We start from the raw sequence: 24,793 nt of genomic DNA on the forward strand, positions 1-24,793 counted from the left end.
AAAATGTGGGTTGGACCCGCGTCAGCTGGGCTCGACGCGCTGCGGCGCGCCGTGGCGTGTGCGCTGGTGCCCGACTGGGCACCGCTCTTCGCCCTGGCCAACCCCGGCTCCTCGAGCCACGTCGGCCTCGGGTCCACCGCCACCTCCGCACCGACCGACGCGGGCGAGACCGGGTCCGGCAGCGGCGACTACGGCGACGCCGACCAAGCCACGTCCTCGGAGGAGGACGAAGCGGAGCGGTCCCGGCTGATCGCGCTGGTCGAGCTCGCCCGTGCCGGCGACAAGGAGGCCTTCGGGCTGCTCTACGACCACTACCAGCCCGCGGTCTACCGCTTCCTCTACTACCGCACCAGGTCGGCGACGCTGGCCGAGGACCTCACCTCTGACACGTTCTTCCGCGCGCTGCGCAGCATGAACAACTTCCGCTGGCAGGGCCGCGACTTCGGGGCCTGGTTGATGACGATCGCCCGCAACCTCACCACCGACCACTTCAAGGCGGGCCGCACCCGCCTGGAGATGACGACCGAGGACATGAGCCTCCACGACGACGCGACCGAGGGACCGGAGGCGGAGGTCCTCGCGGGACTGACCAACGAGGTCCTGCTGTCCGCGCTGACCAAGCTGCCCAACGAGCAGCGCGAGTGCCTGATCATGCGGTTCCTGCAGGGCCTGAGCATCGCCGAGACGGCGTTGGCCCTGGGCCGCTCCGACGGGGCCGTCAAGCAGCTCCAGCTCCGCGGGGTCCGCAACCTGGCCAAGCTCATGCCCGAGGGGTTGCGCGAATGAGCCGGCCCGTCTGCCGAGGGCGTGACCCACGTCGCCAAGTCGAGGGTTGCAGCGCCGTAACTTCCCTCGCCTGCGAGTCGTTTGGCTCAGTGGAGGGGCACCCACAGGCCGTCCCCACTGGCCAGCAGATGCAAGGAAGAATGCGATGACAGGGCCCTTGACCGCACGCCGTGCAGCGGAGTTCGACGCGATGATCTCGCGCGATCCCGCTGCGCTCACCGACCGCGACGCCGAGCGCTTCGCCGACCTGCTCGCCGTGGTGCGCGACCTGCGGTCGATCCCCGAGATATCTCCGCGGCCAGAGTTCGTCTCGTCCCTGCGCACCCGGCTGATGATCGAGGCCGATACCGCCCTGCTCCCCCAGGCGACCCGACCGCTGACCTCCGAGGAGCAGCGCCTGCTGCTGCCGGTCCGCGCCAACAAGCGCGACCGCCGCCTCGCCGCCGTCCTCGGTGGCGCCGCACTGGTGGGTGCGACGAGCTCGATGGCGCTCGCCGCCCAGACAGCACTGCCGGGCGAGTCCCTGTATCCCGTCAAGCGAGCACTCGAGGAGATCGAGACCGGCTTCGCCCAGGGCGACTCGGCCAAGGGGCGCGCGATGCTGGCCAACGCCGAAGGGCGTCTGGCCGAGCTGGACGACCTCGCCCGCCGCAGCGACCCCGCCAGTGTCAGCGCCGTCGCGCCGACCCTCGACACCTTCACCCAGCAGGCACAGGACGCGTCGGCGTCGATCTTCGCGGCCTACGAGGAGTCCGGTGATGCCGACCTCGTCACCGAGCTCCGCACCTTCGTCAGTGGCAGCATCGAGAGCCTCGCCGAGCTCGAGTCGACCCTGCCAGTCAGCGCCCACGACGACCTCGTGGCAGCCGCTCAGGTCCTCGCCGGCATCTACCAGCGGGCTCAGGAGGTGTGTGCCACCTGTGGCGAGGGTTCTGTCTCGGTGCCCAGCAGCCTGCTGACCAGCGCTGGCCCGATCGCCGGGGTGGAGAGCGTCCTCATCGCCGCCAGCCAGGACCGTCGACTGACGCAGGGCGCGCGCGGTGACGGCACCCAGGGCTCAGGTTCGTCCCCCGAGCCGATCTCCGGCATCGACGTCGAAGGCATCGTGGTCCCCGACCTGACCGTTCCCAACGCGACCGGCGGACAGCCCTCCGACCAGGCCCCGACCGGTTCCCAGGGCCCCTCGGGCACGCCCGGGTCCGGCCAGAAGCTGGATGTCCGGACTCCCGTCAACAGCGTGACCAAGCTGCTGACCGGCGACCTCGACAGCGCCACGTCCGTGGTGCCCGGGGCGGAACAGCCCGTGGGCGAGCTGGTCGGTCCCGGTGGCATCGTCGACGACACCGTCGACGGGGTGCAGGACACCCTGGACGACACGACCGAAGCGCTTCCGACGACACCCTGACGCCCCTGCGGCGCCCGTGCGGGAGTCACCGCTCAGAACGTGAGCTCGACCGGCGCCAGGGCGTCTCAGCCGAAGACGCTGTCGCGCTCCCGGAGCAGGCTGAACAGCGTCTGCTGGATCGTCTCGCGGACCTGGTCGGTGACATCGAAGACCAGCATCGGGTCCTCGGCCTCGTGGGCGTCGTAGGCATCGGTGCGGATCGGCTCACCGAACTCCAGCAGCCACTTGGACGGCAGGGGAACGAGACCGAGCGGACCGAGCAGCGGGAAGAACGGCGTGATCGGGATGTATGGCATCCCCAGCAGGCGCGCCAGCGACGGGATGTTGCCGACGAGGGGATAGATCTCCTCCGCGCCCACCACCGACAGCGGGATGATCGGGACACCGGTGCGCAGCGCGGCTGAGACGAATCCTCCTCGGCCGAAGCGCTGAAGCTTGTAGCGCTCGCTGAACGGCTTGCCGATGCCCTTGAAGCCCTCCGGCCACACCCCGACCAGCTCACCTCCGCTCAGCATCCGCTCGGCGTCCTCGCTGCACGCCAGCGTGGCGCCGCTCTTGCGGGCGAGCGCGCTCACCACCGGCATCTTGAAGACGAGGTCAGCACCCAGGGGGCGCAGGAAGCGACCCGTCTCGTCGTGGATGCTCACCATCGACATCAGGCCGTCGACGGGGATGGTGCCCGAGTGGTTGGAGACCACCAGCGCACCGCCGGTCGCCGGAATGTTCTCGGCCCCACGCACCTCCACCCGGAACCACTTCTGGGCGATCGGGCGCAGCGCGGCCATCAGGAAGCGCTGGGTCAGCTCGGTGTCGAAGCCGTATTCGTCCACGACGTATTCGCCGCTCAGGCGACGGCGCATGAAGGCCAACATCTCGGCCAGCCGCCGCTCCCACTGCTCGCCGAAGACCTCGACGGCGGCGGTCTGGAACGCCGAGAGCAGGTCTGCAACGGGCACCCCGCCCAACGGGTGACGCTCCTGGGTGGTCGCCGCTGGCCGCGCGGACGCGAAGGAGGCCGCCTGGGACTGGTCGACCGACGGCGGCTGAGCGGTGGGGGGCGACTGCTTGGCCGATGTCTTCTTCGCCGTGGGCTTCTTCGCGACGGTGGTCTTCGCGGCGGGCCGCTTCACGACGGGAGCCTTCACGGGGGATGCCTTGGCGGTGGGGGCCTTCGCGCCACGAGCCCTGGGGCTCGAACTGGGCGTGGGGCCGCCGGCGAGCCCACGCGCGGCAGCCGACGGCCGCTCGCGACCGCTCCCGCGACCCGGGCGACCACTGGTGCCGATGGGGATGATCTCGGCGTCAGACATGCAGCTGTCCCCTCGTCGCGGCCGGGCGGGAGGCGGTCTGCACCGGCACCGGCACCCCCAGGGAGACCCCGAAGTCTGCGAAGGCCTCGGCGGTGGTGAAACGCGGCTCGAAGCCGAGCTCGGTGCGCATTCGCGTGGTGTCGACGCCGCGCCCGAAGGTCAGGAAGCTGAGCTGTTCGGGAGAGAAGTCGGCGACCCGCGCCTGGCGCAGGGTCGACCCGAGCCGACCGACGGCGAAGGCGGGCATGGAGACGGCTGGCTTGTTGAGCCGTCGGATGGCCTGCGAGAGCATCAGGATCCCGTCACCGGCGACGTTGAAGGTGCCTGCGACGTCGGCCAGCACTGCGTGCTTGAGCCCGTCGAGGAGGTCGTCCTCGTGGAGGAACTGCAGTCGCGGATCGAACCCGAACACACGCGGGATGACCGGCAGGCGGAAGTAGCTGGTGATCGGGCTCTCGACGTGCGGGCCGATCACGTTGGCAGCCCGGATCGTGGTCACGACGACGTCGGGGCGCCGGCGCGCGAAGCCGCGGACGTAGCCCTCGATCTCGAAGACGTCCTTGGCATAGCCCGCGCTGGGCAGCCGCTTGGGTCCCATGTCCTCGGTGAACATGGCGGGATCGCGCGAGCTGGCGCCATACATCGTGGTCGTCGACTTCACCACGAGCTGCCTGATCGTCGGCGACTTCTGGCAGGCCGCGAGCAGCTGGAGGGTGCCCATGACGTTGAGCTCCTTCATCGTGTTCCGACCCCCGGCCGAGCCGGGGGTCGCGATGACGCTCATGTGGACGACGGTGTCGACGTCCTCCTTGGCCAGGACCTTCGCGATGACTGGGGTCCGGATGTCGGCCCGGACGAACGAGACGTCGCCGATGTCACCACGGGGCGGCACCACGTCCACGCCGATGACGCGGTCGATGGCCGGGTCGCTCGCGGCCAGGCGCGCGAAGCGGCGCCCGATGCCCGGGAGACCCCGGTGACCAGCACGACCCGTCCCATCGAAGTGCCCCCTGGGAACGCTACTTGCCGAGCTTGCGACGCTGGACGCGCGTCTTCTTGAGCAACTTGCGGTGCTTCTTCTTGGCCATGCGCTTGCGCCGCTTCTTGATGACTGAACCCACGAAGGAAACCTTTCATGAACCTGCGCGCACGCACCTGGTGCGCGCACGGCGCACGGGCAGGTGCCCGCGCGACCCGCACAGCCTACTGGGCAGCAGAGAGCGACGAGAATCGGTGTCCGCGCCGGTCGAGGAGCGGGCAGGTCTCAGCCTGCGTTGTAGAAGCTCTTGCGCAGGTAGTCGTTGACCTCGTCCTCGGTCACCCGGAAGGAACGGCCCACGCGCACCGCAGCGAGGTCGCCGCCGTGGACAAGCCGATAGACGGTCATCTTCGACACGCGCATCTTGGCTGCCACCTCGGCGATGGTCAGGAAGGTGACGTCGGACATGTCACCGGGGTTGCTGGGGGTCATGGCTGGACCAACCTTTCGCGCAACGGCACCGGCTTCCCCACCGATGACACGAATTCGTTGGCGCTCTTCGGTGGAGAATAGGGCCAATGTGACCCTTGGGGAAGAGTGTTACTAGAGAAACTTGTGAGACATCGGCGTGTCGGGTTGCATCTCGGTCGTCACGGCTGCGGATCGAGGCCGTGGAACGGGAAGACCTCGGTGCGCGTGGCCATGATCGCGCGGTCCAGCCAGGTCGCCGGGTCGTAGCCCGCGGACCAGTCACGAAACGCCGGGTTGCGACCGTCACTGAGGCGGTACGGCGCTGTCTGACCCATGGCCTCGAGCACGTGGGCGCGCCAGGCGGCGGGGGTCTCTGTGGTGGCCGCCAGGGGCTGGCCGCCGACGATGGCCAGCAGGTGGGTCCACGCGCGCGGCACGACGTCGACGACTGCATAGCCGCCTCCCCGGTGACCACCCACTTGCCGTCGCAGACCTCGTGCGCCAGCTCGTGGAGAGCGAGGTAGGCCGCGCGCTGACCGTCGACGCTGAGCATCAGGTGGGCGAGCGGGTCCTCCATGTGGGAGTCGCAGCCGTGCTGCGTCACCAGGATCTCCGGTTCGAAGGCACGGAGCAGGGGCGGCACCACGGCGTGGAAGGCGCGCAGCCAACCGCCGTCGGCGGTGCCGGGAGGCAGTGCCACGTTGACCGCCGACCCTTGCGCGTCGGGCCCGCCGACATCGTGGGGAAAGCCTGTGCCGGGGAAGAGCATCTGGCCGGTCTCGTGCAACGAGATGGTCAGCACGCGTGGGTCGTCGTAGAAGATCTTCTCCACGCCGTCGCCGTGGTGGACGTCGATGTCGACATAGGCGACCCGTTCGACGCCCTGGTCGAGCAGGCTCTGGATGCCGACGGCGATGTCGTTGTAGATGCAGAAGCCGCTCGAACGGTCGGCCATCGCATGGTGCAGCCCGCCCGTGATGTTGGCGCTGTGCAACGACTCGCCACTCAGGACCTGCCTGAACGCCTCGACGCTGGCGCCGACGACGTGGGCCGCGGCGTGGTGCATGCCGGGGAAGACCGGGTTGTCGTCGCTGCCCAGGCCGTGGGCCGGGTCCTCTCCGCCCTCCTCGCCCATCCGGGTCACGGCCGCGATCAGCTCGCGGGTGTGCACGGTGGCGATCGTGTCGTCGTCGGCGACGGGCGCGGGGACGACCTTCAGCCGGTCCAGGACCCCGAGCTGCTCGGCCAGGCGCATCGTCAGGTCGACCCGGATCGGGGACATGGGGTGGGACGGGCCGAAGTTGTATTCGGTCAGAGAGGGGTCGAAGACGACTGAGGACGGTCCGGAGCACTCCATGTCAGGAACCCTCGGCCAGCTCCCGCGAGCGGTCGCGCGCGGCTTCCATCGCAGCGAGGAACGCGGCACGCACCTTGTGGACCTCCAGCTCGCGCAGGGCAGATGCGGTCGTGCCACCGGGTGAGGTGACCTGCTCACGCAGGACGACCGGGTGGGTGCCGGTCTCGCGCAGCATCTTGGCCGAGCCGACCAGGGTCTGGATGACCAGCTCGCTTGCGGTGGCACGGGGCAGCCCGAGATGGACTCCGGCCTCGATCATCGACTCGACGACGAAGAAGATGTAGGCAGGACCCGACCCGCTGATCGCGGTGACCGCGTCCTGCTGCTTCTCCGGCACCCGCACCACCCGGCCGGTGGAGGCGAGCAACGCCTCGGCCTCGGCGAGGTGCTCCTCGTCGCAGTGTGATCCGGGCGAGATCGCTGCCATCCCCTCGTCGACGAGGGCCGGGGTGTTGGGCATGACCCGGACGACCGCGACGCCCTCGGGCACCCGGTCCTCGATGAAGGCGGTCGTGATGCCGGCGGCCAGGCTCACCAGGAGCTGGCCGGGGCGCAGCACCGGCGAGATCTCGGCGAGCACCGCGGCCATGTCCTGGGGCTTGACCACGAGCGCGACGGTGTCGGCCTGCTCCGCTGCCTCGAGGTTGGAGACGACCGCGACGCCGTAGCGCTCCTCGAGCTCGTGCGCCCGCTCCGGTCGCTTCTCACCGACGAGCAGCAGGTCGACCCGGCGACCAGCGCGGACCAGGCCGGACAACAACATCTCCCCCATCACCCCGGCGCCGATGATGGCGGTCCGGGGCGTGGTTGCGGACCCACCAGCAGTCATGGGCACCTACTTCTTGGAGACGAGCGAGCGCAGGAAGAATGTCAGGTTCTGCGGGCGCTCGGCCAGACGTCTCATGAGGTAGCCGTACCACTCCTGGCCGTAGGGGATGTAGACGCGCACCGTCTCGCCGGCCTCGGCGAGGCGCCGCTGCTCCTCGGGCCGGATGCCGTAGAGCATCTGGAACTCGTAGGTGCCGTGGTTGCGGCCGTGACGACTGGCGAGGGCCGAGGCGATCTGGATCATCCGCGGGTCGTGGCTGGCGATCATCGGATAGCCCTGGCCCGCGAGCAGCACCTTGAGGCAGCGGACATAGGACTTGTCGATGTCGACCTTGTCCTGGAAGGCGACCGACTCGGGCTCGTGGTAGGCGCCCTTGCACAGGCGCACCCGCGAGCCCTCGTAGGCCAGTGAACGACAGTCGGCCTCGGTGCGGTGAAGCATCGCCTGGAGGACCGCCCCCGTCTCGGGGAAGTCCTTGCGCAGGTTGCGGAGGATCTCGAGCGTGGAGTCTGTGGTCGTGTGGTCCTCCATGTCGAGGGTGACCGTGGTGCCCGCGTTGCGTGCTGCGCGGCAGATCTCGCGGGCGTTCTCCAGCGCCACCTTCTCCCCCTCGTCGGGCAGGGCCTGCCCGACTGCGGAGAGCTTGACGCTGACCTCGGCACGGCCCGAGAGACCCCGGCGCGCGAGCTCGGCCAGGAGCTCCTTGTAGGCAGCCACGGTGGCGTCGGCCTGCGCCCGGTCGAGGGTGTCCTCGCCGAGGAAGTCGAGGGTGACGTGCAGCCCGTCGTCGATCAGGCCCGCCGAGGCGTCGACAGCCGACCCGGTGGTCTCACCCGGGACATAGCTGGTGACGATCCCCGACGAGACGGGCATGGTGCTGACGAGGTTCTTGACCTTGTCGCTCTTGGCAAGCAGCAGGATCGGCTGGCGCAGCAGTGACATGGCGCACACGTTACGCCGACGCTCGTGGCGTGGATTCAGGGTGTACGCCGACGCAGGGTCGCCGCTCCCAGCGCCAGGCCGGCGACCGCGAACCCGACGACGACTCCGACGTCGGCCCACACGGCCGCTTGGTCCGCCGCCCCCACCAGCTCCTGCATGCCGTCGACGGCGTAGGACAGGGGCAGCACCGAGCTGATCGCCTCGAGCACGTCGGGCATCAGCTCGCGGTCGACGAACAGCCCGCACAGCAGCAGCTGCGGGAGCACGACGAGCGGCATGAACTGGACGGCCTGGAACTCGGTGACCGCGAACGCGCTGACGAACAGCCCCAGCGCCGTACCGAGAACTGCGTCGGCGACCGCGACCACGCCCAGCAGCCAGACGGGGCCGTTGACGTCGAGCCCGAGGAGCCCGACGCTCACCCCGACGGCAAGGACCGACTGCACCGCCGCGAGGGCGCCGAAGGCCAGCGCATAGCCCAGCAGGAAGTCGAGTCGGCCCATCGGCATCGACAGCAGCCGCTCGAGGGTGCCACTGCTCCGCTCGCGCAGGGTGGTGACGCTGGTGACGAGGAACATCACGATGAACGGGAAGAGGGCCAGCAGGCCTGGTCCGAAGCGGTCGAAGAGGTCGCCGGGGAGGTCGGTGAACATCCACCACAGCAGGCTCATCAACAGGCAGGGCACCAGGAGCAGCATCACCAGGGTGCGGTGGTCGCGGCGGACCTGGGTCAGCACCCGGCCCGCGACCGCGAGGACGATGCGAAGGCTCATCGGGGACCCCCCTCGACGATCCGGAGGAACGCGGCCTCGATGTCGTGGGCGTCGCCCCTGATCTCCTCGGGCGTGCCGCTGGCGATGATCCGGCCCTCCCGCATCAGCAGCAGCCGGTCGCAGCGCTCGGCCTCGTCCATCACGTGGCTGGAGACCAGGACGACGCGCCCCTCGTCGGCCAACCGGTGGAACAACGCCCAGAGGTCGCGGCGCAGGACCGGGTCGAGGCCGACAGTGGGCTCGTCGAGCACCAGGACGTCGGGACGCGCGAGCAGGGCCACCGCGAGACTGACCCGCGACCGCTGCCCGCCACTGAGGTTGCCCACCACCAGGTCGCTCTGGTCGACGAGGTCCACCGCCTCGATCACCTCGACGACGGCGCCCGGGTCGACGTCGAGCACCCGGGCGAAGAACCGCAGGTTCTCGGTGACCGACAGGTCGTCATAGACGCTGGCGGCCTGGGTGACGTAGCCGACCCGGTGGCGCAGAGGTCTGGAGCCGGCCGGCCGGTCGAGGACCGTGACGCCGCCGGACCGGATCTTCTGCACCCCCACGATCGAGCGCATCAACGTCGACTTGCCGCACCCGCTCGGACCGAGGAGCCCGGTCACCCCCGCATCGATCCCGAAGCTGAGGGCCTCCAGCACCGGGCGTCCCCCACGGACGACCGTGAGGTCCTGCACCTCGACCACGTTATTCACCATGTGTTGAATTGTGCTCCCGTCCCGTGCCGGGGTCAAGGGCCCTCAGTGGTCAGGCGGCAGGTCGCCCGTGAGGTAGCGCTGGAGGGTGGGCGCGAACGTGGCGACCACCATCTCGCCGGGCATCGAGGCGAGCGGCTCGACCCGGAGGACGTAGCGCATCAGGATCAGGCCCATCACCTGGCTGGCGACGAGGTTCATCCGGTGCGTTGGCCGGTCGAGGCCCAGCAGCTCACCGACGGGCTCCACCACCACCGGCAGGAAGCCCTGCGAGAGCAGCCGGTCGCCGCCCGGCTCGAGGACGCTCCGGGCCACCGTCAGGAGCGCGGGTTGCACCGCGGGGTCGTCCCAGACCGAGAGGAACGCGCCCAGGAAGCGCTCGGCCGCCGACTCGACCGGTCCGTCGGCCACGGCGCCGATCACCCTCCGCGGGTCGACCGGCAGCTCCATCGCCGCCAGGAAGAGGTCGCTCTTGGTGCCGAAGTAGTGGTGGACCAGCGCTGGGTCGACGCCCGCCGTCGTGGCCACTCCGCGGATCGTCGTGGCGCGGAAGCCCTTGGCCGCGAAGGCCGAGCGAGCCGCGGAGAGCACGGCGGCACGGGTGTCGGGGGCGCCCGGACGACGACCCCGCGAACCAGCCATCAGGCCGTGCGTACGGCGAAGTGCTCGCGCGCGAAGGCGAGCGACTCGGTCAGGTCGCCGACCCTCTCCTCGCGGGTGGAGCAGCGGCGGGTGTTGATCTCGAGGACGATGTGCCCCTCGAAGTCCTGCTCGGCGAGGTGGGCCAGGAAGGCGCCGGCCCCCATGCCGCCCCGACCGGGGACGAGGTGCTCGTCCTTGGCGGAGCCGCTGCCGTCGGTGAGGTGGACGTGGCGCAACCGGCTGCCGAGCCGGTCGGCCATCTCGATCACGTCCGATCGGGCGATGGCGGCGTGGGAGAGGTCGATGGTGGTGTTGGCGTAGGGGTGCTCGCTGGGGTCCCAGCTGGGGAGATACATCTCCATGCCGCGACGGGAGGACGCCCGCCAGGGATACATGTTCTCCACGGCGAAGGCGATGCCGGTCGACTCCTCGAGGGCAGCGATCCCGTCGACGAAGCCGGCGGCGTATTCCTTCTGCCACCGGAACGGCGGGTGGACCACGACGACGTCGGCGCCCACCGCGAGGGCCAGATCGGCGGACCGCTCGAGCTTGACCCACGGGTCCGACCCCCACACGCGCTGGGTCCACAGCAGGCAGGGCGCGTGGATCGCGCACACCGGCATGTCGTGGTGGTCGCTCAGCTGCTTGATCGCCGACGTCTGCTGCGACAGCGAGTCGATCCCGACCATCACCTCCACGGCGTCATAGCCGACCGACGCCGCATAGCCGAAGGCGTGCGCGGTCGACTCCGGATAGGTCGAAGCGGTCGAGAGGGCGATCAGGGTCACTGGCTCACCTCGTCGCCCAGCACGGAGAGCTGGTCGATGCGCTCGAGGATGACTCCCTCGCGCAGCGCCCAGGGGCAGATCTCCAGCGCCGGCAGGTCGAAGATGTCCATGCAGGCCTCCGCGACGAGCGCCCCCGGGACGATCTGGTGGGTGCGGCTGGGCGAGACGCCGGGCAGGGCGGCGAGCTCCTCGGGAGACAGCGAGGCCAGCTTGGGGATCCAGGTGCTCAACGCTGCGCGCTCGAGCGTGCGCGGGACGAGCGCGCCCTCGCCGCTGGGGGCGGCACCGCAGATGCGGGCCAGCGAACGGAACGTCTTGGAGGTGGCGGCCGCGCGGTCGGGCGAGCCCGGCCGGAGCAGGTTGCCCGCGTTGCGGGCGATGTCGGTGCGGATCTGTCGGCGCATCGCCCGGATCGCCTCGTCGTCGGCCCGACCGTTCGCGAACCAGGTGCGGGCGAGCCGCGCGGCGCCGAGGGGCAGCGACCAGGCGACGTCCGGCGCCTCGTCTCGTCCGCCGGCGATCTCGAGCGAACCGCCACCGATGTCGAAGACGACCAGCCGGCCGGCGGACCAGCCGAACCATCGGCGTACGGCGAGGAACGTCAGCCGCGCCTCGTCCTCACCCGAGAGCACCTCGAGGTCGACGCCCGAGACCCGGCTGACGTGGGCGAGGACCTCGTGGGAGTTGACCGCGTCCCGCACGGCCGAGGTGGCGAAGCCGATCATCTCCTCGCAGCCCTTGTCCTCGGCCACCTGGACCGCGGAGGAGCAGAAGCCGGCCAGGGCGTCGATGCCAGCCTGTGTCACCGCGCCGCCGGGGTCGAGGTGCTCGGCGAGCCGGAGCGGCTGCTTGTGCGAGAAGGCGGGCAGGGGCGCGGCACCACCGTGGGCATCCACCACGAGCAGATGACCGGTGTTCGAGCCGATGTCCAGGACGCCCAGGCGCATGGACCCAAACTACAAGCACGTGCCTGTCGCCGGCGCCCGGCCGTAGGATCAGCCAGTGCCCGAAGTCGACCTGGTGTTCCCCCGTGCGTTCGTGGAGTTCGCCGACCCGGCCGACGCCGACCAGATCTTCCGCTGCGACCTGACGTGGCTGACGTCGAGCTACACCTGCATCTTCGGCCAGGGCTGCCAGGGCATCTATGCCGACGCCCCCGACACCGGCTGCTGCACCCTCGGTGCCCACTTCGCGGACAAGGACGACGAGTCCCGGGTTGCGACGTTCGTCGCCCAGCTCACGCCCGACACCTGGCAGTTCCACCCACGCAGGGCGAAGGTGAAGAAGGCCGACTGGATCGAGACCGACGACGACGGGGATCGCAAGACCCGCACCCTGGAGCACGACGGGCAGTCGGCGTGCGTGTTCCACAACCGGGCCGACTTCGCTCCCCCGGACGGTCGGGGCGAGCAGATCGGGGCCGGCTGCGCCCTGCACCTCCTCGCCCTGCAGCAGGGCCGCAACCCGCTGGAGACCAAGCCCGACGTCTGCTGGCAGCTCCCGATCCGGCGCACTTTCCGCACCGTCGAGCGCACGGACGCGACTTCCTACACCGAGGTCGGGATCGGCGAGTACGACAGGCGTGGCTGGGGCTCGGGCGGCCACGACCTCGACTGGTACTGCTCGGGCAACACCGAGGCGCACGTCGCCCTCGAGCCGGTGTTCGTGACGCATTCAGCGGAGCTGACCGAGCTGATGGGACCGGCCGGCTATGCCGAGCTCGTCCGCCACTGCGAGGCACACGTGCGGTCGCGCTCGGCCCTGGCGCTCCATCCCGCCGACCCACGCTGACAATTCTTTTCTCGACGTCAAGAGAACTCGACCCCCTGTGCGGGGTGCTCGGACAGCGGGTTCAGAATGCCTGCATGCGCCTGGACCACCTCTCGTTCGCCGCCGGACCCGACGGTCTCGCCAGCACCGCCGAGCGCCTCGGCAGCCTGCTCGGCAAGCAGTTCAGCGACGGAGGTGTGCATCCCCGCTTCGGCACCCGCAACATGATCCTGCCGCTCGACGGTGGCAACTACCTCGAGATCGTCGAGTGCCTCGACCACCCCGCCAGCGACAAGGCGCCGTTCGGCCAGGCCGTGCGCGCGCGCTCGGCTGCCGGTGGCGGCTGGCTCGGCTGGGTCGTGGCCGTCGACGACCTCGCCGAGCTCGAGGTGCGTCTGGGCCGTGAGTCGGTCAAGGGCAACCGACACCTGCCCAACGGCGAGGAGCTGCTCTGGCGCCAGATCGGTGTCAACAGCCTGATGGACGACCCGCAGCTGCCGTTCTTCATCAAGTGGGAGTCACCCGCCGAGATGCACCCGAGCAACGGCGCCGACAGCGACTTCTCCCTCGCCACCCTCGAGATCGCCGGCGACCCACAGCGGGTGAGCGAGTGGCTCGGCGAGACCGTCGAGGCGCCGCTCGAGGACGTCAAGGTCGAGTGGGTCGCCCCCAACGGCACCCCGGGATCCTGGCCGCGCAGTTCCAGACGCCGTCGGGTCTCGTCCGGCTCTGATCCCCGGGTGACCCCGCGCACCGACCCGCCCCGGCGCGCGGGCGCGACGCCGTCACCCAACATCTGGCACAACCCGGCGACCTACGAGATCGAGAACCGCGCCGCCGACCCGCACGGGCGGATCGAGGGGGCCATGGCATCGGTCGCCGCCTGGGACGGTGCGCGCTTCCTCGACATCGGCTGCGGCAACGGGTTCCACCTCCCGCGCTGGGCGGCCACGGCTGCGACAGTCGTCGGCGTCGAGCCCCACCCCGACCTCGCGGCGCTGGCTCGTCGCCGTACGCGCAGGTCGCACAACGTCACCGTCGAAGTCGCTACGGCGCAGTCCCTCCCCGTCGCGGACGCGTCGATCGACGTCGCGCACGCCCGCTGGGCCTACTTCTTCGGACCGGGCTGCGAGCCCGGGCTCGCCGAGCTGGATCGCGTGATGGCGCGCGGCGGGACGGCCTTCGTGATCGACAACGACGGGTCGCGCTCGACCTTCGGCGCGTGGTTCCGGCGCGGCTACCCCACCATCGACCCGGACGCGATCGAGCGGTTCTGGTCGCTGCGGGGCTGGAGCAGGATCGGGGTCGACATGGGCTGGTCGTTCGAGACGCGGGCCGACCTCGAGGCGGTGGTGCGGATCGAGTTCGCGCCCGCCGTCGCCGATGAGATCCTCGCCTCGCACACCGGGACCGACGTCGACTATGCCGTCAACGTGTGGTGGCGCGCCTTCTGACGATCACCCCAGGCCGAGCGGCCAGTCGGGTCCCAACATCGTCTCCTCACCGGCCCTTTCGCAGTCGCCGGTCGACATCGTGCAGCGGACCAACTGGACAGCCGAGTCTGTGCCGTCCCGGTCATCTCCGCTCGCCGGCGGGTCCGTCACGGGGATCAGGAAGGTGTCCGTGGACTCCCAGCTCGAGAAGGCGAACACGGGGTAGCCCCAACGCTCCTCCGTGGCACGCGGCACGGCGACCTCGCTGAACCTGCCCTCCTCCAGGGCCCACACCTCGGGCAGGTCGTCGGTGAGCACCCAACGACCATCGGGCGACACATCGGACGGCCGCCCTGGCGCGCGTTCCCTGCACCCGGGCGACCGCTCCACCCAGTGCAAGTCGACCAGCTCCCAGGACACCACGCACTCGTCCACTGACTCTGGGTAGGACAGGGCCACGTCCGCGGGCCAACGCGGGGAGACGTACGCGCCGGCGGGCAGGGCGACGTCCACGGCCCTCCCATCAGGGGACAGCAGCCTGGTCGTCGTCCGCGTCGGACCGGTCAGTTGGTAGACCAGGCCCTCCTCGCTGAACCCGATCAGGCGAATCTCCTCGCCCGGCTGCCTCGGTATCGAGGTCCTGTCACGCGTCCCCAGGTCGAGGACGCGATCTCCGTAAGCCACCTGGGTGCCATCAGCCGACGCCACCACGGTGGCATCGTTGGAGTGCTCGGGGTACTGCCAGGGAGGCAGCTCACGCAGCGATCCGTCGGGCGACAGCACTGCGGGTGCCAGTTCCTGGGCGATGCCCACCAGCACCAACCACCCTCCGGACACTCGATACGGAGCGATGGACCCGCTGCGGATCACCCTGTCAGGCACGGGGACGACCTCGTCACCGTCGTGCAACCCGCCCTCCCCGAAGAAGGGGACGTCGGCGGGAGGCCCCTCGGGCAGGGAACGGGCCCACGCCCATGCCGTCTGCTGGTTGCCTGCCACCTCGGCACTCCGCGTCCCCGTCGCTTCAGATAGCTTCACCGCGGCACTGGTCGCGCCGACGATGACTGCGCCTGCGAGCCCAGCGATGGCGTACCTCCGAGCCCGTCGACGCCGCCCACGACGCACGACGAGCTCGGCGAGCCCTGGTGGAGCAGTGTCTTGGTCGACGGCGGCGTGGATGCGATCGCGGATCTCGGGGTCGATGGTCATCGGGTCGTTCCCGTCGGGTCGAGAGGCGTGTCCGCGCAGAGCTCGCGCATGAGCGCGACCCCGCGGGAGGCATGGGCCTTGACAGTGCCCGGGCTGCAGCCGAGCGTCTCGGCGATCTGCGCCTCGGTGAGGTCTTCGTAGTAGCGCAGCACCAGCACCGCGCGCTGGCGTGGCGACAGGGCGGCGAGCAGGCGCCACACGGCATCGCGGTCCTCGGGCCCCGCGGGGATGTCGACCGACTCGGGGAGCTCGTCGGTGAGGACCTCACCGCGGCGCTGCTTGCGGCGCGTCCGATCGATGGCCGCCCGCGTCATGATCGAGCGGACGTAGGACTCCTGGGCCTCCTGCCGCTTGATCCGCGGCCAGGCGACATAGGCCCGCTCCAGCGCCGTCTGCACCAGGTCCTCGGCGGCGTGCCGGTCGCCGGCCGACAGCAGCCGGGCCGTCCTCAGCAGGGCAGCAGAGCGTGCGTCGACGAAGGCGACGAAGTCCTCATCGCGTCGGGCCACGGCATCTCCTGTGTCAGGCGGGTCTTGCGAGAGAAGACGCTGGGCGGTCCCGGCCGGTTGACGTGGGGGTCAGCTGGATTCGCGGATGGCGAGCGTCGGGGTCAGGAGCACGCCCGGGGCCGGCGCATGCACGTGGCCGAGCAGGCCTTCCAGGGCCAGGACGATCTCGCTCGCGACGTCCTCCAGCGGCTGTCGCACCGACGTCAGCCCGACCGGGAAGACCTGGGCGACCTGGGAGTCGTCGAAGCCGATCACGGCGACGTCGCGACCGGGGGCGAGCTGGCGGATCCAGAGCGTGTGGAGCACGCCCATCGCCAGGGTGTCCGACGCACAGACGAAGGCTGTCGGCGCTGACTCGTCGAGGAGCACGGCGGCCGCCTCGGCCCCGCTCTGGACGGTGTCCTCCACCCGGGATGCGAGCCCGGTCGTGGGCAGGCCGGCGGCGTGCATGGCGCCCAGCCAGCCCGAGCGGCGGTCCTCGCCGATCGCTGAGTCCTTGCGCCAGCCGATCCAGGCGATCCGGGTGTGGCCCCTGTCGAGGAGGTGCTCGGTGGCGAGGCGGGTGCCGGCTGCGCCGTCGACGTCGACCCAGGGGTGGGTCGCCTCGGGCTGGTCCCAGGGACGACCGAAGGCCACGAACGGCGCACGGTGGGCACTGAGCCAGGTCGCCTGCGGGTTGCCGAGATAGGTGTCGGTGACGACGAAGGCATCGACAGCGGTGGCGCGCAGCAGGCGCTCGTAGCCGGTCACCGGGTCGTCGTCGTCGCCGGCGAAGAGAAGCACGTGATAGCCGGCGGCTGCGGAGTTGTCGACGAGCGTGTGCACGAACCGGTCCATCATCGCGTTCGCGGTGCCCTCCTGCACGGGCGAGACCCGCAGCCCGATCAGCTGGCTCGTCCGGGTGCGCAGGTTGCGGGCGGCGCGGTTGGGGGAATAGCCCATCTCCGCGATGGCCGCGCGGACCCGCTCGAGGGTGCCCGGCCGGAGGAGGTCGGGGTTGTTGACGGCGTTGGAGACGGTCTGGCGCGAGACCCCGGCCCGCTCGGCGACGTCGGCGAGCGTCGGTGGCGACACCGGGATGTGTCCGGTGAGCCAGGGCTCCGTGCGCGACATCAGGTCTCCTTGATCGTTCCAATCCCACGAAGCATATCCGCGGCGCCGGGCGTGGACGGCCGCGCTCCCGACTGGTGGTGTGACACCTCGGACGACCATCCCCCTCGCAAGCGGCGGCGCGCGACACGTCGTACGGCGACCCCTTTCGCAAATGGCGGCGCACGACACGTCGTACGGCGATCCCGCCGTCGGCCGCCGCCAGTTGCTCGCCCAGCCCCGGGCTCGCCCAGCCTTGGGCTCGCCCCGCGCGTCAGTCGCTGTCGGAGGGCTCGCCTAGGTTCCTCCCATGAGCAAAACCGCCAGGTCCCGTCCGGCCCACCGATGCTCGGAGTGCGGGTGGGAGACGTCGAAGTGGGTCGGGCGCTGCGGCGAGTGCCAGGCCTGGGGCTCGGTCGTCGAGGCCGCCGCGCCGACACTGCGGGCCACCGCATCGCCCGTGACCAGCCCCGCCGTGCCGATCGGCCAGGTCTCGGTGGAGGACTCGAAGTTCCGCAGCAGCGGCGTGCCCGAGCTCGATCGGGTCCTCGGCGGGGGGCTCGTGCCCGGTGCGGCGATCCTGCTCGCCGGCGAGCCGGGGGTCGGCAAGAGCACGCTGCTCCTCGAGGTGGCAGCACAGACCGCCCGGGTCCGCACCCGCACGCTCTATGTCACTGGTGAGGAGTCGGCCTCCCAGGTCCGTCTGCGCGCCGACCGCACCGGCGGGGTCCACGACGAGCTGTTCCTCGCCGCGGAGACCGACCTCGGCGCCGTGCTGAGCCACATCGAGCAGGTGCGGCCGACACTCCTGGTGATCGACTCGGTGCAGACCATCGGTGCGAGCGGCGTCGAGGGGGTGCCCGGCGGCGTCACCCAGGTCAAGGAGGTGGCGGCCGCGCTGATCCGGGTCGCCAAGACGCGCAACATCACCACGGTCCTCGTCGGCCACGTCACCAAGGACGGCTCGATCGCCGGGCCGCGCGTCCTCGAGCACCTCGTCGACGTCGTCCTCCACTTCGAGGGCGACCGCAACTCGCGGTTCCGGATGGTGCGGGCGATGAAGAACCGGTTCGGCCCGATCGACGAGGTCGGGTGCTTCGACCTGTCCTCGGAGGGCATCCGCGCCGTCACCGACCCGACCGGCCTCTTCGTCGAGCACCACTCCTCCCAGGTCCCCGGCACCTGCGTGGCAGTCACGATGGAGGGGCGGCGGCCGATGCTCGCGGAGGTGCAGGCGCTGGTGACGCCCTCGCCGCTGGAGCGTCCGCGCCGTACGACGTCCGGCATCGACGGCTCCCGGGTGGCGATGATCCTCGCCGTCCTCCAGCAGCACGCCGGCATCAGGCTCCACCAGCACGACGTCTTCGCCTCCACCGTCGGTGGCGCGCGGATCACCGAGCCTGCCGCCGACCTGGCGATCGCGATCGCCATCGCCAGCTCCACCAGCGGCATCGCACCGCCCAAGGGCGTCGTCGCGATGGGAGAGATCGGACTCGCCGGTGAGCTGCGCCGCGTCCGCGACCTGCCGCAGCGGCTGGCCGAGGCTGCCCGGCTGGGGTTCCGGGTCGCGGTCGTTCCCAGTGAGCCGAGCCCGGCAGGCGGGGAAGCTGCGCCGAGGCGGGGCGCCGTGGACGGCATGCAGGTGCTCGACGTGACGTCGGTCAGGTCCGCCCTGCGCACCGTCGGCGTCAGCACGCCCTAGACTCAAGGCCGCGCGACTCGCGCAGACACGGGGAGGACAACGGTGGCCGAGCGAACTCCGGACCAACTGCGCCTGCGGGCCACGCTGGCCGAGATCGCGCCGGGCACCGCCCTGCGCGACGGCCTCGAGCGAATCCTGCGCGGGCGCACCGGCGCGCTGATCGTCCTGGGCATCGACAAGACCGTGGACTCGATCGCCACCGGGGGCTTCACCCTCGACGTGCCCTTCACCGCCACCGGCCTGCGCGAGCTGGCCAAGATGGATGGCGCGATCATCATCGACAAGGACATCACCCGGATCCATCGAGCGGCCGTGCACCTCATGCCCGACCACACCATCCCCTCCGAGGAGACCGGCACCCGCCACCGCACCGCCGAGCGCGTTGCCAAGCAGACCGGCTTCCCCGTCGTCTCGGTGTCCCAGTCGATGCAGATCATCGCCGCCTATGTCGGCCAGATCCGCCACGTGCTGGAGGACTCCGGCCAGATCCTCTCCCGCGCCAACCAGGCCCTCGCCACCCTCGAGCGCTACAAGATGCGCCTCGACGAGGTGTCCGCGACCCTGTCCGCCCTCGAGATCGAGGACCTGGTGACCGTCCGCGACGTCGCCGTGGTCGCCCAACGGCTCGAGATGGTGACCCGGATCGCGCGTGAGATCGACGACTACGTCCTCGAGCTCGGCACCGACGGTCGTCTGCTGTCACTCCAGCTCGAGGAGCTGATCACCGGCGTCGACGCCGAGCGCGAGCTGGTCGTGCGCGACTACCTGCCGACGGGCAAGCGCCGCAAGACCACGCCCGAGTCGATGCTTGCCGACCTGGCCGGCCTGTCCCCCACAGACCTCGTCGATCCGGGGTCCGTCGCGGCTGTGCTGGGGCTCGGCACCGGTGAGCACCTCGACGGCGCGGTGGCCCCCCGCGGTCACCGGCTGCTGGCCAAGGTCCCGCGCCTGCCCAGCCCCGTCGTCGAACGGCTCGTCGAACACTTCGGCGGGCTCCAGCCGCTGCTCTCGGCCACCATCGACGACCTCCAGGCGGTCGAGGGCGTTGGCGAGCTCCGCGCCCGCAGCGTCCGCGAGGGACTCTCCCGGCTCGCGGAGTCCAGCATCACCGAGCGCTACATCTGAGACGAGCTCAGCCCTCGGAGTTGCCGCCGCCCTGCTCACCGGGCGTGTGGGCGGTGTCGCTCTCCCCCGGCGCGGGCGTCGTGTCCCGAGCGGACTTCTTGCTCTGGGGGCGCGGCTTGGGCGTGACGGTCTTGGTGATGACCTCGCTGGGACGGACGACCAGCTCGAACTGGACGTCGGTGGGTTCGCCGCCCAGGGCGGCTGCTTCGACGTGGTAGAAGCCCGGCAGGGCCCAGTCGGTGTTCGTGGAGCAGTCCTCGTCGGAGCGTCGTGCGCCCGGCCAGACGACCTGGACCGGCGCGTCGACTGCCTGCCGAACGACGACGTCCTGGACCGGGATGCTCGTCGGGCAGTGGCGGCTGCCCCAGATGAAGTCGTCGCCCGAGGTGATGGACACGGTCAGCGTCTCGGCGGAGACGGTCCAGGTGCAGGCGGGTGTCTCCAAAGCGCGGAGGTTGAGCGTGATCGCGACGTCCGTGTCGCCATACGCCTCGGCCACGACCGGCGTCGCCACGATGTCACTGTTGGCGCACGGCCCGGTCGGCTCGGCGAGCGGCGGTTCGGTGGGGGTCTGCTTCTTCCGCTTCTTCTTCACCCGCGGTGCGGCAGTCTGCGTCGCAGGGCTGGTCGTCGAAGCGCCGGCGGTGACGGCCTTCTCCTCCGAGGACGGGTCGGAGGCGTCGCTCGAGCTGCCCAGCAGCTTGGCCACACCGATCACCAGCACCAGCGCCATCGCCAGCAGCACGAGCCGGCGGGTCCAGTAGACGCGCGGAGGCAGCGGGCCGCGGGGCTTCAGCGGCGGGGAAGGCATGTCGACACCGTAGGCAGAGCCGGCGCTCCGGTGGGGCTCCCACACCGTGCAGGGCGGCAATCGACATACGATCTGCGTCGATGAGCGACCTCCACGCCCCCGTCCTCGGGTGGTACGACGACAACGCCCGCGACCTCGCGTGGCGCTCCCCGTCGGCATCGGCCTGGTCGGTCATGGTCTCGGAGTTCATGCTCCAGCAGACACCCGTGGCCCGGGTGCTGCCCGTGCACGAGCGCTGGCTGGAGCGCTGGCCGACGCCGGCCGACCTGGCCGTGGAACCGGCCGGGGAGGCGGTGCGCGCCTGGGGCCGACTCGGCTATCCGCGCCGTGCCCTGCGACTCCACGCAGCCGCGAGAGCGATCGTCGACGACCACGGCGGGGAGGTGCCGAGGACGTATGCCGAGCTGCTGGCCCTGCCCGGGATCGGCGACTACACCGCGTCCGCGATCGCCAGCTTCGCCTTCGGACAGCGCCACGTCGTCCTCGACACCAACGTCCGTCGTGTCTTCGCCCGGGCGGTGGGCGGGACCGAGCTCCCGCCGCCTTCGGTCACCAGGGCCGAGCGAGAGCTGGGCGCCGAGCTGCTCCCGGACGCTCCTGCGCTCGCCGCGACCTGGGCGGTCGCGGTGATGGAGCTCGGCGCCCTCGTCTGCACAGCGCGTGACCCCCGCTGCGACTCCTGCCCGATCGCCGACCGGTGCGCCTGGCTGGCCGCCGGGCGACCGGCGCACGACGGCCCGCCACGCCGTGGCCAGGCCTGGGACGGCACCGACCGGCAGTGCCGCGGCCGGATCATGGCGCTGCTGCGCGACCACGACGGGCCCGTCCACTCCTCGCGGATCGACGCAGCGTGGCCCGACGCGACCCAGCGAGAGCGTTGCCTGGCCAGCCTGGTCGCCGACGGGCTGATAACGCCGGCTGGCCCCTCGGCATACGCCCTGCCCTGATCAGGGGCCGGACCCACCCCCGACCAGTCGCCACTCCCCGTCGCGCTTCGCCAACGAGTAGAACCACGTCAGCCTTCCTGGGCCGATCGTCTCGTCACCGCCACGGACCGTGAGCACCGTCGAATAGGTGACCTCGGCGTCAGGGCTCGCTGGCTCGCCGATCGGCTCGAACGCCTTCACGTCCACCTCGCCGCAGAGCTCACCGTTGCCGACCGTGAACGTGTCGTCACCCAGCCCTGTGGCCGTGCCGCAGTCCTCGGCCACGAGCGCTGCCAGATAGGTCTCCAGCACGACGGCGTGCGAGGCACCGGCCGGTGGCAGCCGTACGTCGACTGCGGTTGGCCGTGTCTGCTGCCAGACCACGAGGAGTGCCGCGCACGCCACGCCCATCAGGCCCACCACGACCCACGACCGCCCCGACAGCATGACCCGATGATGGCAGGACCGGCGCGCGGACCGGCTTGGGGGGATATCCATGGGAGAAACGGGGGTGAAACCGGCCGATCGACCCCCGTTTCTCCCATGGATATCCCAAGAACGACGCAGCCCCCGGCCGAGGAAGGCCGGGGGCTGCGTCAGGTCGTGCGGGGTCCTGCTCTGTCAGTCGTCGCTCTTCGGCACGTCGACCGGACCCGTCGAGTCATCAGGTCCTTCGAGCGGAGGCTCAGCCTCGCCGATCACGTCGGCGGTCTCGAACGGCGGCAGGTCGGGCAGCGCGCTGACCTTCTGACCGTGGAAGGTGAACGTCGCGCTCGGCCCCTCGCCCTCGACGTCGACCAGCACGATCTGACCGGGGCCGATCTCGCCGAACAGCATCTTCTCGGCCATCACGTCCTCGATCTCGCGCTGGATCGTGCGTCGCAGGGGACGCGCGCCCAGCACCGGGTCGAAGCCCCGCTCGGCCAGCAGGTTCTTGGCCGGCTGGGTCAGCTCTAGCTGCATGTCGCGGTCCTTGAGCCGCAGCTCGACGCCCGCGATCATGTTGTCGACCATGGAGACGATCTGCGCCTGCGACAGCGGCGGGAAGACGATGATCTCGTCGACGCGGTTGAGGAACTCGGGCCGGAAGTGCTGCTTGAGCTCCTCGGAGACCTTGTTCTTCATCCGCTCGTAGGAGTTGTCGTCGCCCGACTGCTGGAAGCCGAGGTTCTGGCCCTTGGCGATGTCGCGGGTGCCGAGGTTGGTGGTCATGATGATGACGGTGTTCTTGAAGTCGACCACCCGGCCCTGCGAGTCGGTCAGGCGACCTTCCTCGAGGATCTGGAGGAGGCTGTTGAAGATGTCGGGGTGGGCCTTCTCGACCTCGTCGAAGAGCACCACCGAGAACGGCTTGCGCCGCACCTTCTCGGTCAGCTGACCGCCCTCCTCGTAGCCGACATAGCCGGGGGGCGAGCCGAAGAGGCGCGAGATCGTGTGCTTCTCGCCGAACTCGCTCATGTCGAGCTGGATCAGCGAGTCCTCGTCACCGAACAGGAAGTCGGCCAGCGTCTTGGACAACCAGGTCTTCCCGACTCCCGAGGGGCCGGCGAAGATGAACGAGCCACCGGGGCGCTTGGGGTCCTTGAGCCCGGCGCGCGTGCGCCGGATGGCGCGGGAGAGGGCCTTGACGGCCTCTTCCTGGCCGATGACGCGCTTGTGGAGCTCGTCCTCCATCTTGAGCAGTCGGGTCGACTCCTCCTCGGAGAGCTTGACGATCGGGATGCCGGTCGCCACGGCCAGGACCTCGGCGATCAGCTCCTCGTCGACCTCGGCGACCTCGTCCATGTCACCGGAGCGCCACTGCGTCTCCCGCTCGGACTTGCGGGCGATGAGCTGCTTCTCCTCGTCGCGCAGGCGCGCCGCGGCCTCGAAGTCCTGGCCGTCGATGGCGGCTTCCTTGCGCTGGCGGACGTCGGCGATCTTGTCGTCGAACTCGCGCAGGTCGGCCGGCGCCGTCATCCGACGGATGCGCAGCCGCGAGCCGGCCTCGTCGATCAGGTCGATGGCCTTGTCGGGCAGGAAGCGGTCGGAGATGTAGCGGTCGGCCAGGGTGGCGGCCGAGACGAGCGCCTCGTCGGTGATCGTCACGCGGTGGTGGGCCTCGTAGCGGTCGCGGAGCCCCTTGAGCATCTCGATCGTGTGCGCGATCGAGGGCTCCTGGACCTGGATGGGCTGGAAGCGACGCTCGAGCGCTGCGTCCTTCTCCAGGTACTTGCGGTATTCGTCCAGGGTGGTCGCACCGATCGTCTGCAGCTCGCCCCGGGCCAGCATCGGCTTGAGGATCGAGGCCGCGTCGATCGCGCCCTCGGCCGCGCCCGCACCGACGAGGGTGTGGATCTCGTCGATGAACAGCACGATGTCGCCGCGCGTGCGGATCTCCTTGAGCACCTTCTTGAGGCGCTCCTCGAAGTCCCCGCGATAGCGCGAGCCGGCCACCAGGGCGCCGAGGTCGAGGGTGTAGATGTGCTTGTCCTTGAGCGTCTCGGGCACGTTGCCCTTGACGATGTCCTGGGCCAGCCCCTCGACGATGGTGGTCTTGCCGACGCCGGGCTCGCCGATCAGGACGGGGTTGTTCTTCGTCCGTCGCGAGAGGATCTGCATGACCCGCTCGATCTCCTGGCCACGACCGATGACCGGGTCGAGCTTGCCCTCACGGGCAGCCTGGGTCAGGTTGCGTCCGAACTGGTCGAGGACCAGCGAGCTGGACGGCGTCTCGGATCCCGAGCCGCTCGCGGCAGCACCACTGGCGGCCGATTCCTTGCCCTGGAAGCCCGAGAGCAGCTGGATGACCTGCTGGCGCACCCGGTTGAGGTCGGCGCCGAGCTTCTGCAGCACTTGGGCGGCGACGCCTTCACCCTCGCGGATCAGGCCGAGCAGGATGTGCTCGGTGCCGATGTAGGAGTGGCCCAGCTGGAGCGCCTCGCGCAGCGAGAGCTCGAGCACCTTCTTGGCGCGGGGCGTGAACGGGATGTGTCCCGACGGCGCTTGCTGGCCCTGGCCGATGATCTCCTCGACCTGGGCGCGGACGGCCTCCAGCGAGATGTCGAGCGACTCCAGCGCCTTCGCGGCGACGCCCTCGCCCTCGTGGATGAGCCCGAGCAGGATGTGCTCGGTCCCGATGTAGTTGTGGGAGAGCATGCGGGCCTCTTCCTGGGCCAGCACGACAACTCGTCGGGCTCGGTCGGTGAACCGCTCGAACATGTGCGCTCCTTCACGTCTGTGGTCTGCGGCAGACC

At 70.4% G+C, this 24,793-nt stretch carries 25 protein-coding genes and 1 pseudogene; 7 read left to right on the forward strand and 19 right to left on the reverse strand.

The genetic code is table 11. The features are described from left to right. Positions 1-3 precede the first annotated feature (3 nt). Together G7071_RS02725 and G7071_RS02730 are read left to right on the forward strand one after the other, a co-directional pair. Entirely contained in the window at positions 4-786 is a 783-nt protein-coding gene (locus G7071_RS02725) for a sigma-70 family RNA polymerase sigma factor (protein WP_166314631.1), read from the forward strand. Between the two features lie 145 nt (positions 787-931). Continuing rightward, positions 932-2,191 carry a DUF5667 domain-containing protein gene (locus G7071_RS02730; protein ID WP_166314633.1) on the forward strand — a complete coding sequence of 420 codons (1,260 nt, stop codon included), beginning with the start codon at positions 932-934 and terminating at the stop codon, positions 2,189-2,191. Positions 2,192-2,256: 65 nt separating this feature from the next. On the opposite strand, the gene G7071_RS02735 is transcribed toward G7071_RS02730, so the two are convergent. The 13 genes and pseudogenes from G7071_RS02735 to G7071_RS02790 all read right to left on the reverse strand — a co-directional run bounded on the left by G7071_RS02735 (position 2,257) and on the right by G7071_RS02790 (position 11,930). Next, the gene (locus tag G7071_RS02735) at positions 2,257-3,501 is read right to left on the reverse strand and encodes a lysophospholipid acyltransferase family protein (protein WP_166314635.1); all 1,245 of its coding nucleotides are present in this window, start codon (positions 3,499-3,501) and stop codon (positions 2,257-2,259) included. After that, positions 3,494-4,462, reverse strand: coding sequence for an NAD-dependent epimerase/dehydratase family protein (locus G7071_RS02740; protein ID WP_166320893.1), 969 nt, complete (start codon positions 4,460-4,462; stop codon positions 3,494-3,496). Before G7071_RS02740 ends, G7071_RS02735 begins: the two co-directional genes overlap by 8 nt. A gap of 58 nt (positions 4,463-4,520) precedes the next feature. Further along, entirely contained in the window at positions 4,521-4,622 is a 102-nt protein-coding gene (locus G7071_RS02745) for a 30S ribosomal protein bS22 (protein ID WP_008356322.1), read from the reverse strand. A 143-nt stretch (positions 4,623-4,765) separates the two neighbouring features. Then, positions 4,766-4,972 (reverse strand): helix-turn-helix domain-containing protein, encoded by a 207-nt coding sequence (locus G7071_RS02750; protein ID WP_166314637.1) that lies wholly within the window; start codon positions 4,970-4,972, stop codon positions 4,766-4,768. 158 nt (positions 4,973-5,130) lie between these two features. After that, positions 5,131-5,430 carry a hypothetical protein gene (locus tag G7071_RS19795; protein ID WP_343043575.1) on the reverse strand — a complete coding sequence of 100 codons (300 nt, stop codon included), beginning with the start codon at positions 5,428-5,430 and terminating at the stop codon, positions 5,131-5,133. Between the two features lie 41 nt (positions 5,431-5,471). Further along, positions 5,472-6,308, reverse strand: a pseudogene (locus G7071_RS02755) (acetoin utilization protein AcuC); the annotation flags it as partial. 1 nt (position 6,309) lies between these two features. Next, positions 6,310-7,137 carry a pyrroline-5-carboxylate reductase gene (gene proC / locus G7071_RS02760; RefSeq protein ID WP_166314639.1) on the reverse strand — a complete coding sequence of 276 codons (828 nt, stop codon included), beginning with the start codon at positions 7,135-7,137 and terminating at the stop codon, positions 6,310-6,312. Between the two features lie 6 nt (positions 7,138-7,143). Beyond that, a complete protein-coding gene (locus G7071_RS02765) occupies positions 7,144-8,079 on the reverse strand; it encodes a proline dehydrogenase family protein (protein WP_215727631.1) in 936 nt (311 codons plus the stop codon). 35 nt (positions 8,080-8,114) lie between these two features. Next, on the reverse strand, positions 8,115-8,852 hold the full coding sequence (locus G7071_RS02770; RefSeq protein ID WP_166314642.1) for an ABC transporter permease: 738 nt from the start codon (positions 8,850-8,852) through the stop codon (positions 8,115-8,117). Beyond that, positions 8,849-9,556, reverse strand: a complete 708-nt coding sequence (locus G7071_RS02775; RefSeq protein ID WP_166314645.1) for an ABC transporter ATP-binding protein — start codon at positions 9,554-9,556, stop codon at positions 8,849-8,851. Before G7071_RS02775 ends, G7071_RS02770 begins: the two co-directional genes overlap by 4 nt. A 42-nt stretch (positions 9,557-9,598) precedes the next feature. Further along, on the reverse strand, positions 9,599-10,195 hold the full coding sequence (locus G7071_RS02780) for a TetR/AcrR family transcriptional regulator (protein WP_166314648.1): 597 nt from the start codon (positions 10,193-10,195) through the stop codon (positions 9,599-9,601). Further along, positions 10,195-10,983, reverse strand: a complete 789-nt coding sequence (locus G7071_RS02785; protein ID WP_246210329.1) for a sugar phosphate isomerase/epimerase family protein — start codon at positions 10,981-10,983, stop codon at positions 10,195-10,197. The genes G7071_RS02780 and G7071_RS02785 overlap by 1 nt, the downstream gene beginning before the upstream one ends. After that, positions 10,980-11,930: a Ppx/GppA family phosphatase gene (locus G7071_RS02790; protein WP_166314651.1), complete on the reverse strand. Its 951-nt coding sequence runs from the start codon at positions 11,928-11,930 to the stop codon at positions 10,980-10,982. Before G7071_RS02790 ends, G7071_RS02785 begins: the two co-directional genes overlap by 4 nt. Before the next feature lie 55 nt (positions 11,931-11,985). On the opposite strand from G7071_RS02790, the gene G7071_RS02795 reads away from it, so the two are divergent. Both G7071_RS02795 and G7071_RS19800 read left to right on the forward strand, forming a co-directional pair. Continuing rightward, positions 11,986-12,774, forward strand: a complete 789-nt coding sequence (locus tag G7071_RS02795) for a DUF3109 family protein (RefSeq protein WP_166314654.1) — start codon at positions 11,986-11,988, stop codon at positions 12,772-12,774. Positions 12,775-12,848: 74 nt separating this feature from the next. Next, positions 12,849-14,207, forward strand: a complete 1,359-nt coding sequence (locus G7071_RS19800) for a VOC family protein (RefSeq protein ID WP_343043532.1) — start codon at positions 12,849-12,851, stop codon at positions 14,205-14,207. Between the two features lie 3 nt (positions 14,208-14,210). Here the strand turns inward: G7071_RS19800 and G7071_RS02810 are convergent, their stop codons facing one another. The 3 genes from G7071_RS02810 to G7071_RS02820 all read right to left on the reverse strand — a co-directional run bounded on the left by G7071_RS02810 (position 14,211) and on the right by G7071_RS02820 (position 17,017). After that, the gene (locus G7071_RS02810; RefSeq protein WP_166314657.1) at positions 14,211-15,395 is read right to left on the reverse strand and encodes a hypothetical protein; all 1,185 of its coding nucleotides are present in this window, start codon (positions 15,393-15,395) and stop codon (positions 14,211-14,213) included. Beyond that, positions 15,392-15,904 carry a SigE family RNA polymerase sigma factor gene (locus tag G7071_RS02815; RefSeq protein ID WP_166314660.1) on the reverse strand — a complete coding sequence of 171 codons (513 nt, stop codon included), beginning with the start codon at positions 15,902-15,904 and terminating at the stop codon, positions 15,392-15,394. Before G7071_RS02815 ends, G7071_RS02810 begins: the two co-directional genes overlap by 4 nt. A gap of 69 nt (positions 15,905-15,973) precedes the next feature. Next, a complete protein-coding gene (locus tag G7071_RS02820; protein WP_166314663.1) occupies positions 15,974-17,017 on the reverse strand; it encodes a LacI family DNA-binding transcriptional regulator in 1,044 nt (347 codons plus the stop codon). 286 nt (positions 17,018-17,303) lie between these two features. On the opposite strand from G7071_RS02820, the gene radA reads away from it, so the two are divergent. Together radA and disA are read left to right on the forward strand one after the other, a co-directional pair. Continuing rightward, the gene (gene radA, locus G7071_RS02825) at positions 17,304-18,695 is read left to right on the forward strand and encodes a DNA repair protein RadA (protein WP_166314666.1); all 1,392 of its coding nucleotides are present in this window, start codon (positions 17,304-17,306) and stop codon (positions 18,693-18,695) included. Positions 18,696-18,737: 42 nt separating this feature from the next. Continuing rightward, entirely contained in the window at positions 18,738-19,820 is a 1,083-nt protein-coding gene (disA, locus tag G7071_RS02830; RefSeq protein WP_166314669.1) for a DNA integrity scanning diadenylate cyclase DisA, read from the forward strand. Between the two features lie 7 nt (positions 19,821-19,827). On the opposite strand, the gene G7071_RS02835 is transcribed toward disA, so the two are convergent. Then, positions 19,828-20,631 carry a hypothetical protein gene (locus G7071_RS02835; protein ID WP_166314672.1) on the reverse strand — a complete coding sequence of 268 codons (804 nt, stop codon included), beginning with the start codon at positions 20,629-20,631 and terminating at the stop codon, positions 19,828-19,830. Positions 20,632-20,711: 80 nt separating this feature from the next. On the opposite strand from G7071_RS02835, the gene G7071_RS02840 reads away from it, so the two are divergent. Beyond that, complete coding sequence (locus tag G7071_RS02840; RefSeq protein WP_166314675.1) at positions 20,712-21,578, forward strand: A/G-specific adenine glycosylase; 867 nt, start codon at positions 20,712-20,714, stop codon at positions 21,576-21,578. Here the strand turns inward: G7071_RS02840 and G7071_RS02845 are convergent, their stop codons facing one another. Beyond that, positions 21,579-22,004 carry a hypothetical protein gene (locus G7071_RS02845; RefSeq protein ID WP_166314678.1) on the reverse strand — a complete coding sequence of 142 codons (426 nt, stop codon included), beginning with the start codon at positions 22,002-22,004 and terminating at the stop codon, positions 21,579-21,581. A 174-nt stretch (positions 22,005-22,178) separates the two neighbouring features. Then, entirely contained in the window at positions 22,179-24,758 is a 2,580-nt protein-coding gene (locus G7071_RS02850; RefSeq protein ID WP_166314681.1) for an ATP-dependent Clp protease ATP-binding subunit, read from the reverse strand. Positions 24,759-24,793 lie beyond the last annotated feature (35 nt).

Source organism: Nocardioides piscis (genome assembly GCF_011300215.1).
GTDB classification, from domain to species: Bacteria; Actinomycetota; Actinomycetes; order Propionibacteriales; family Nocardioidaceae; genus Nocardioides; species Nocardioides piscis.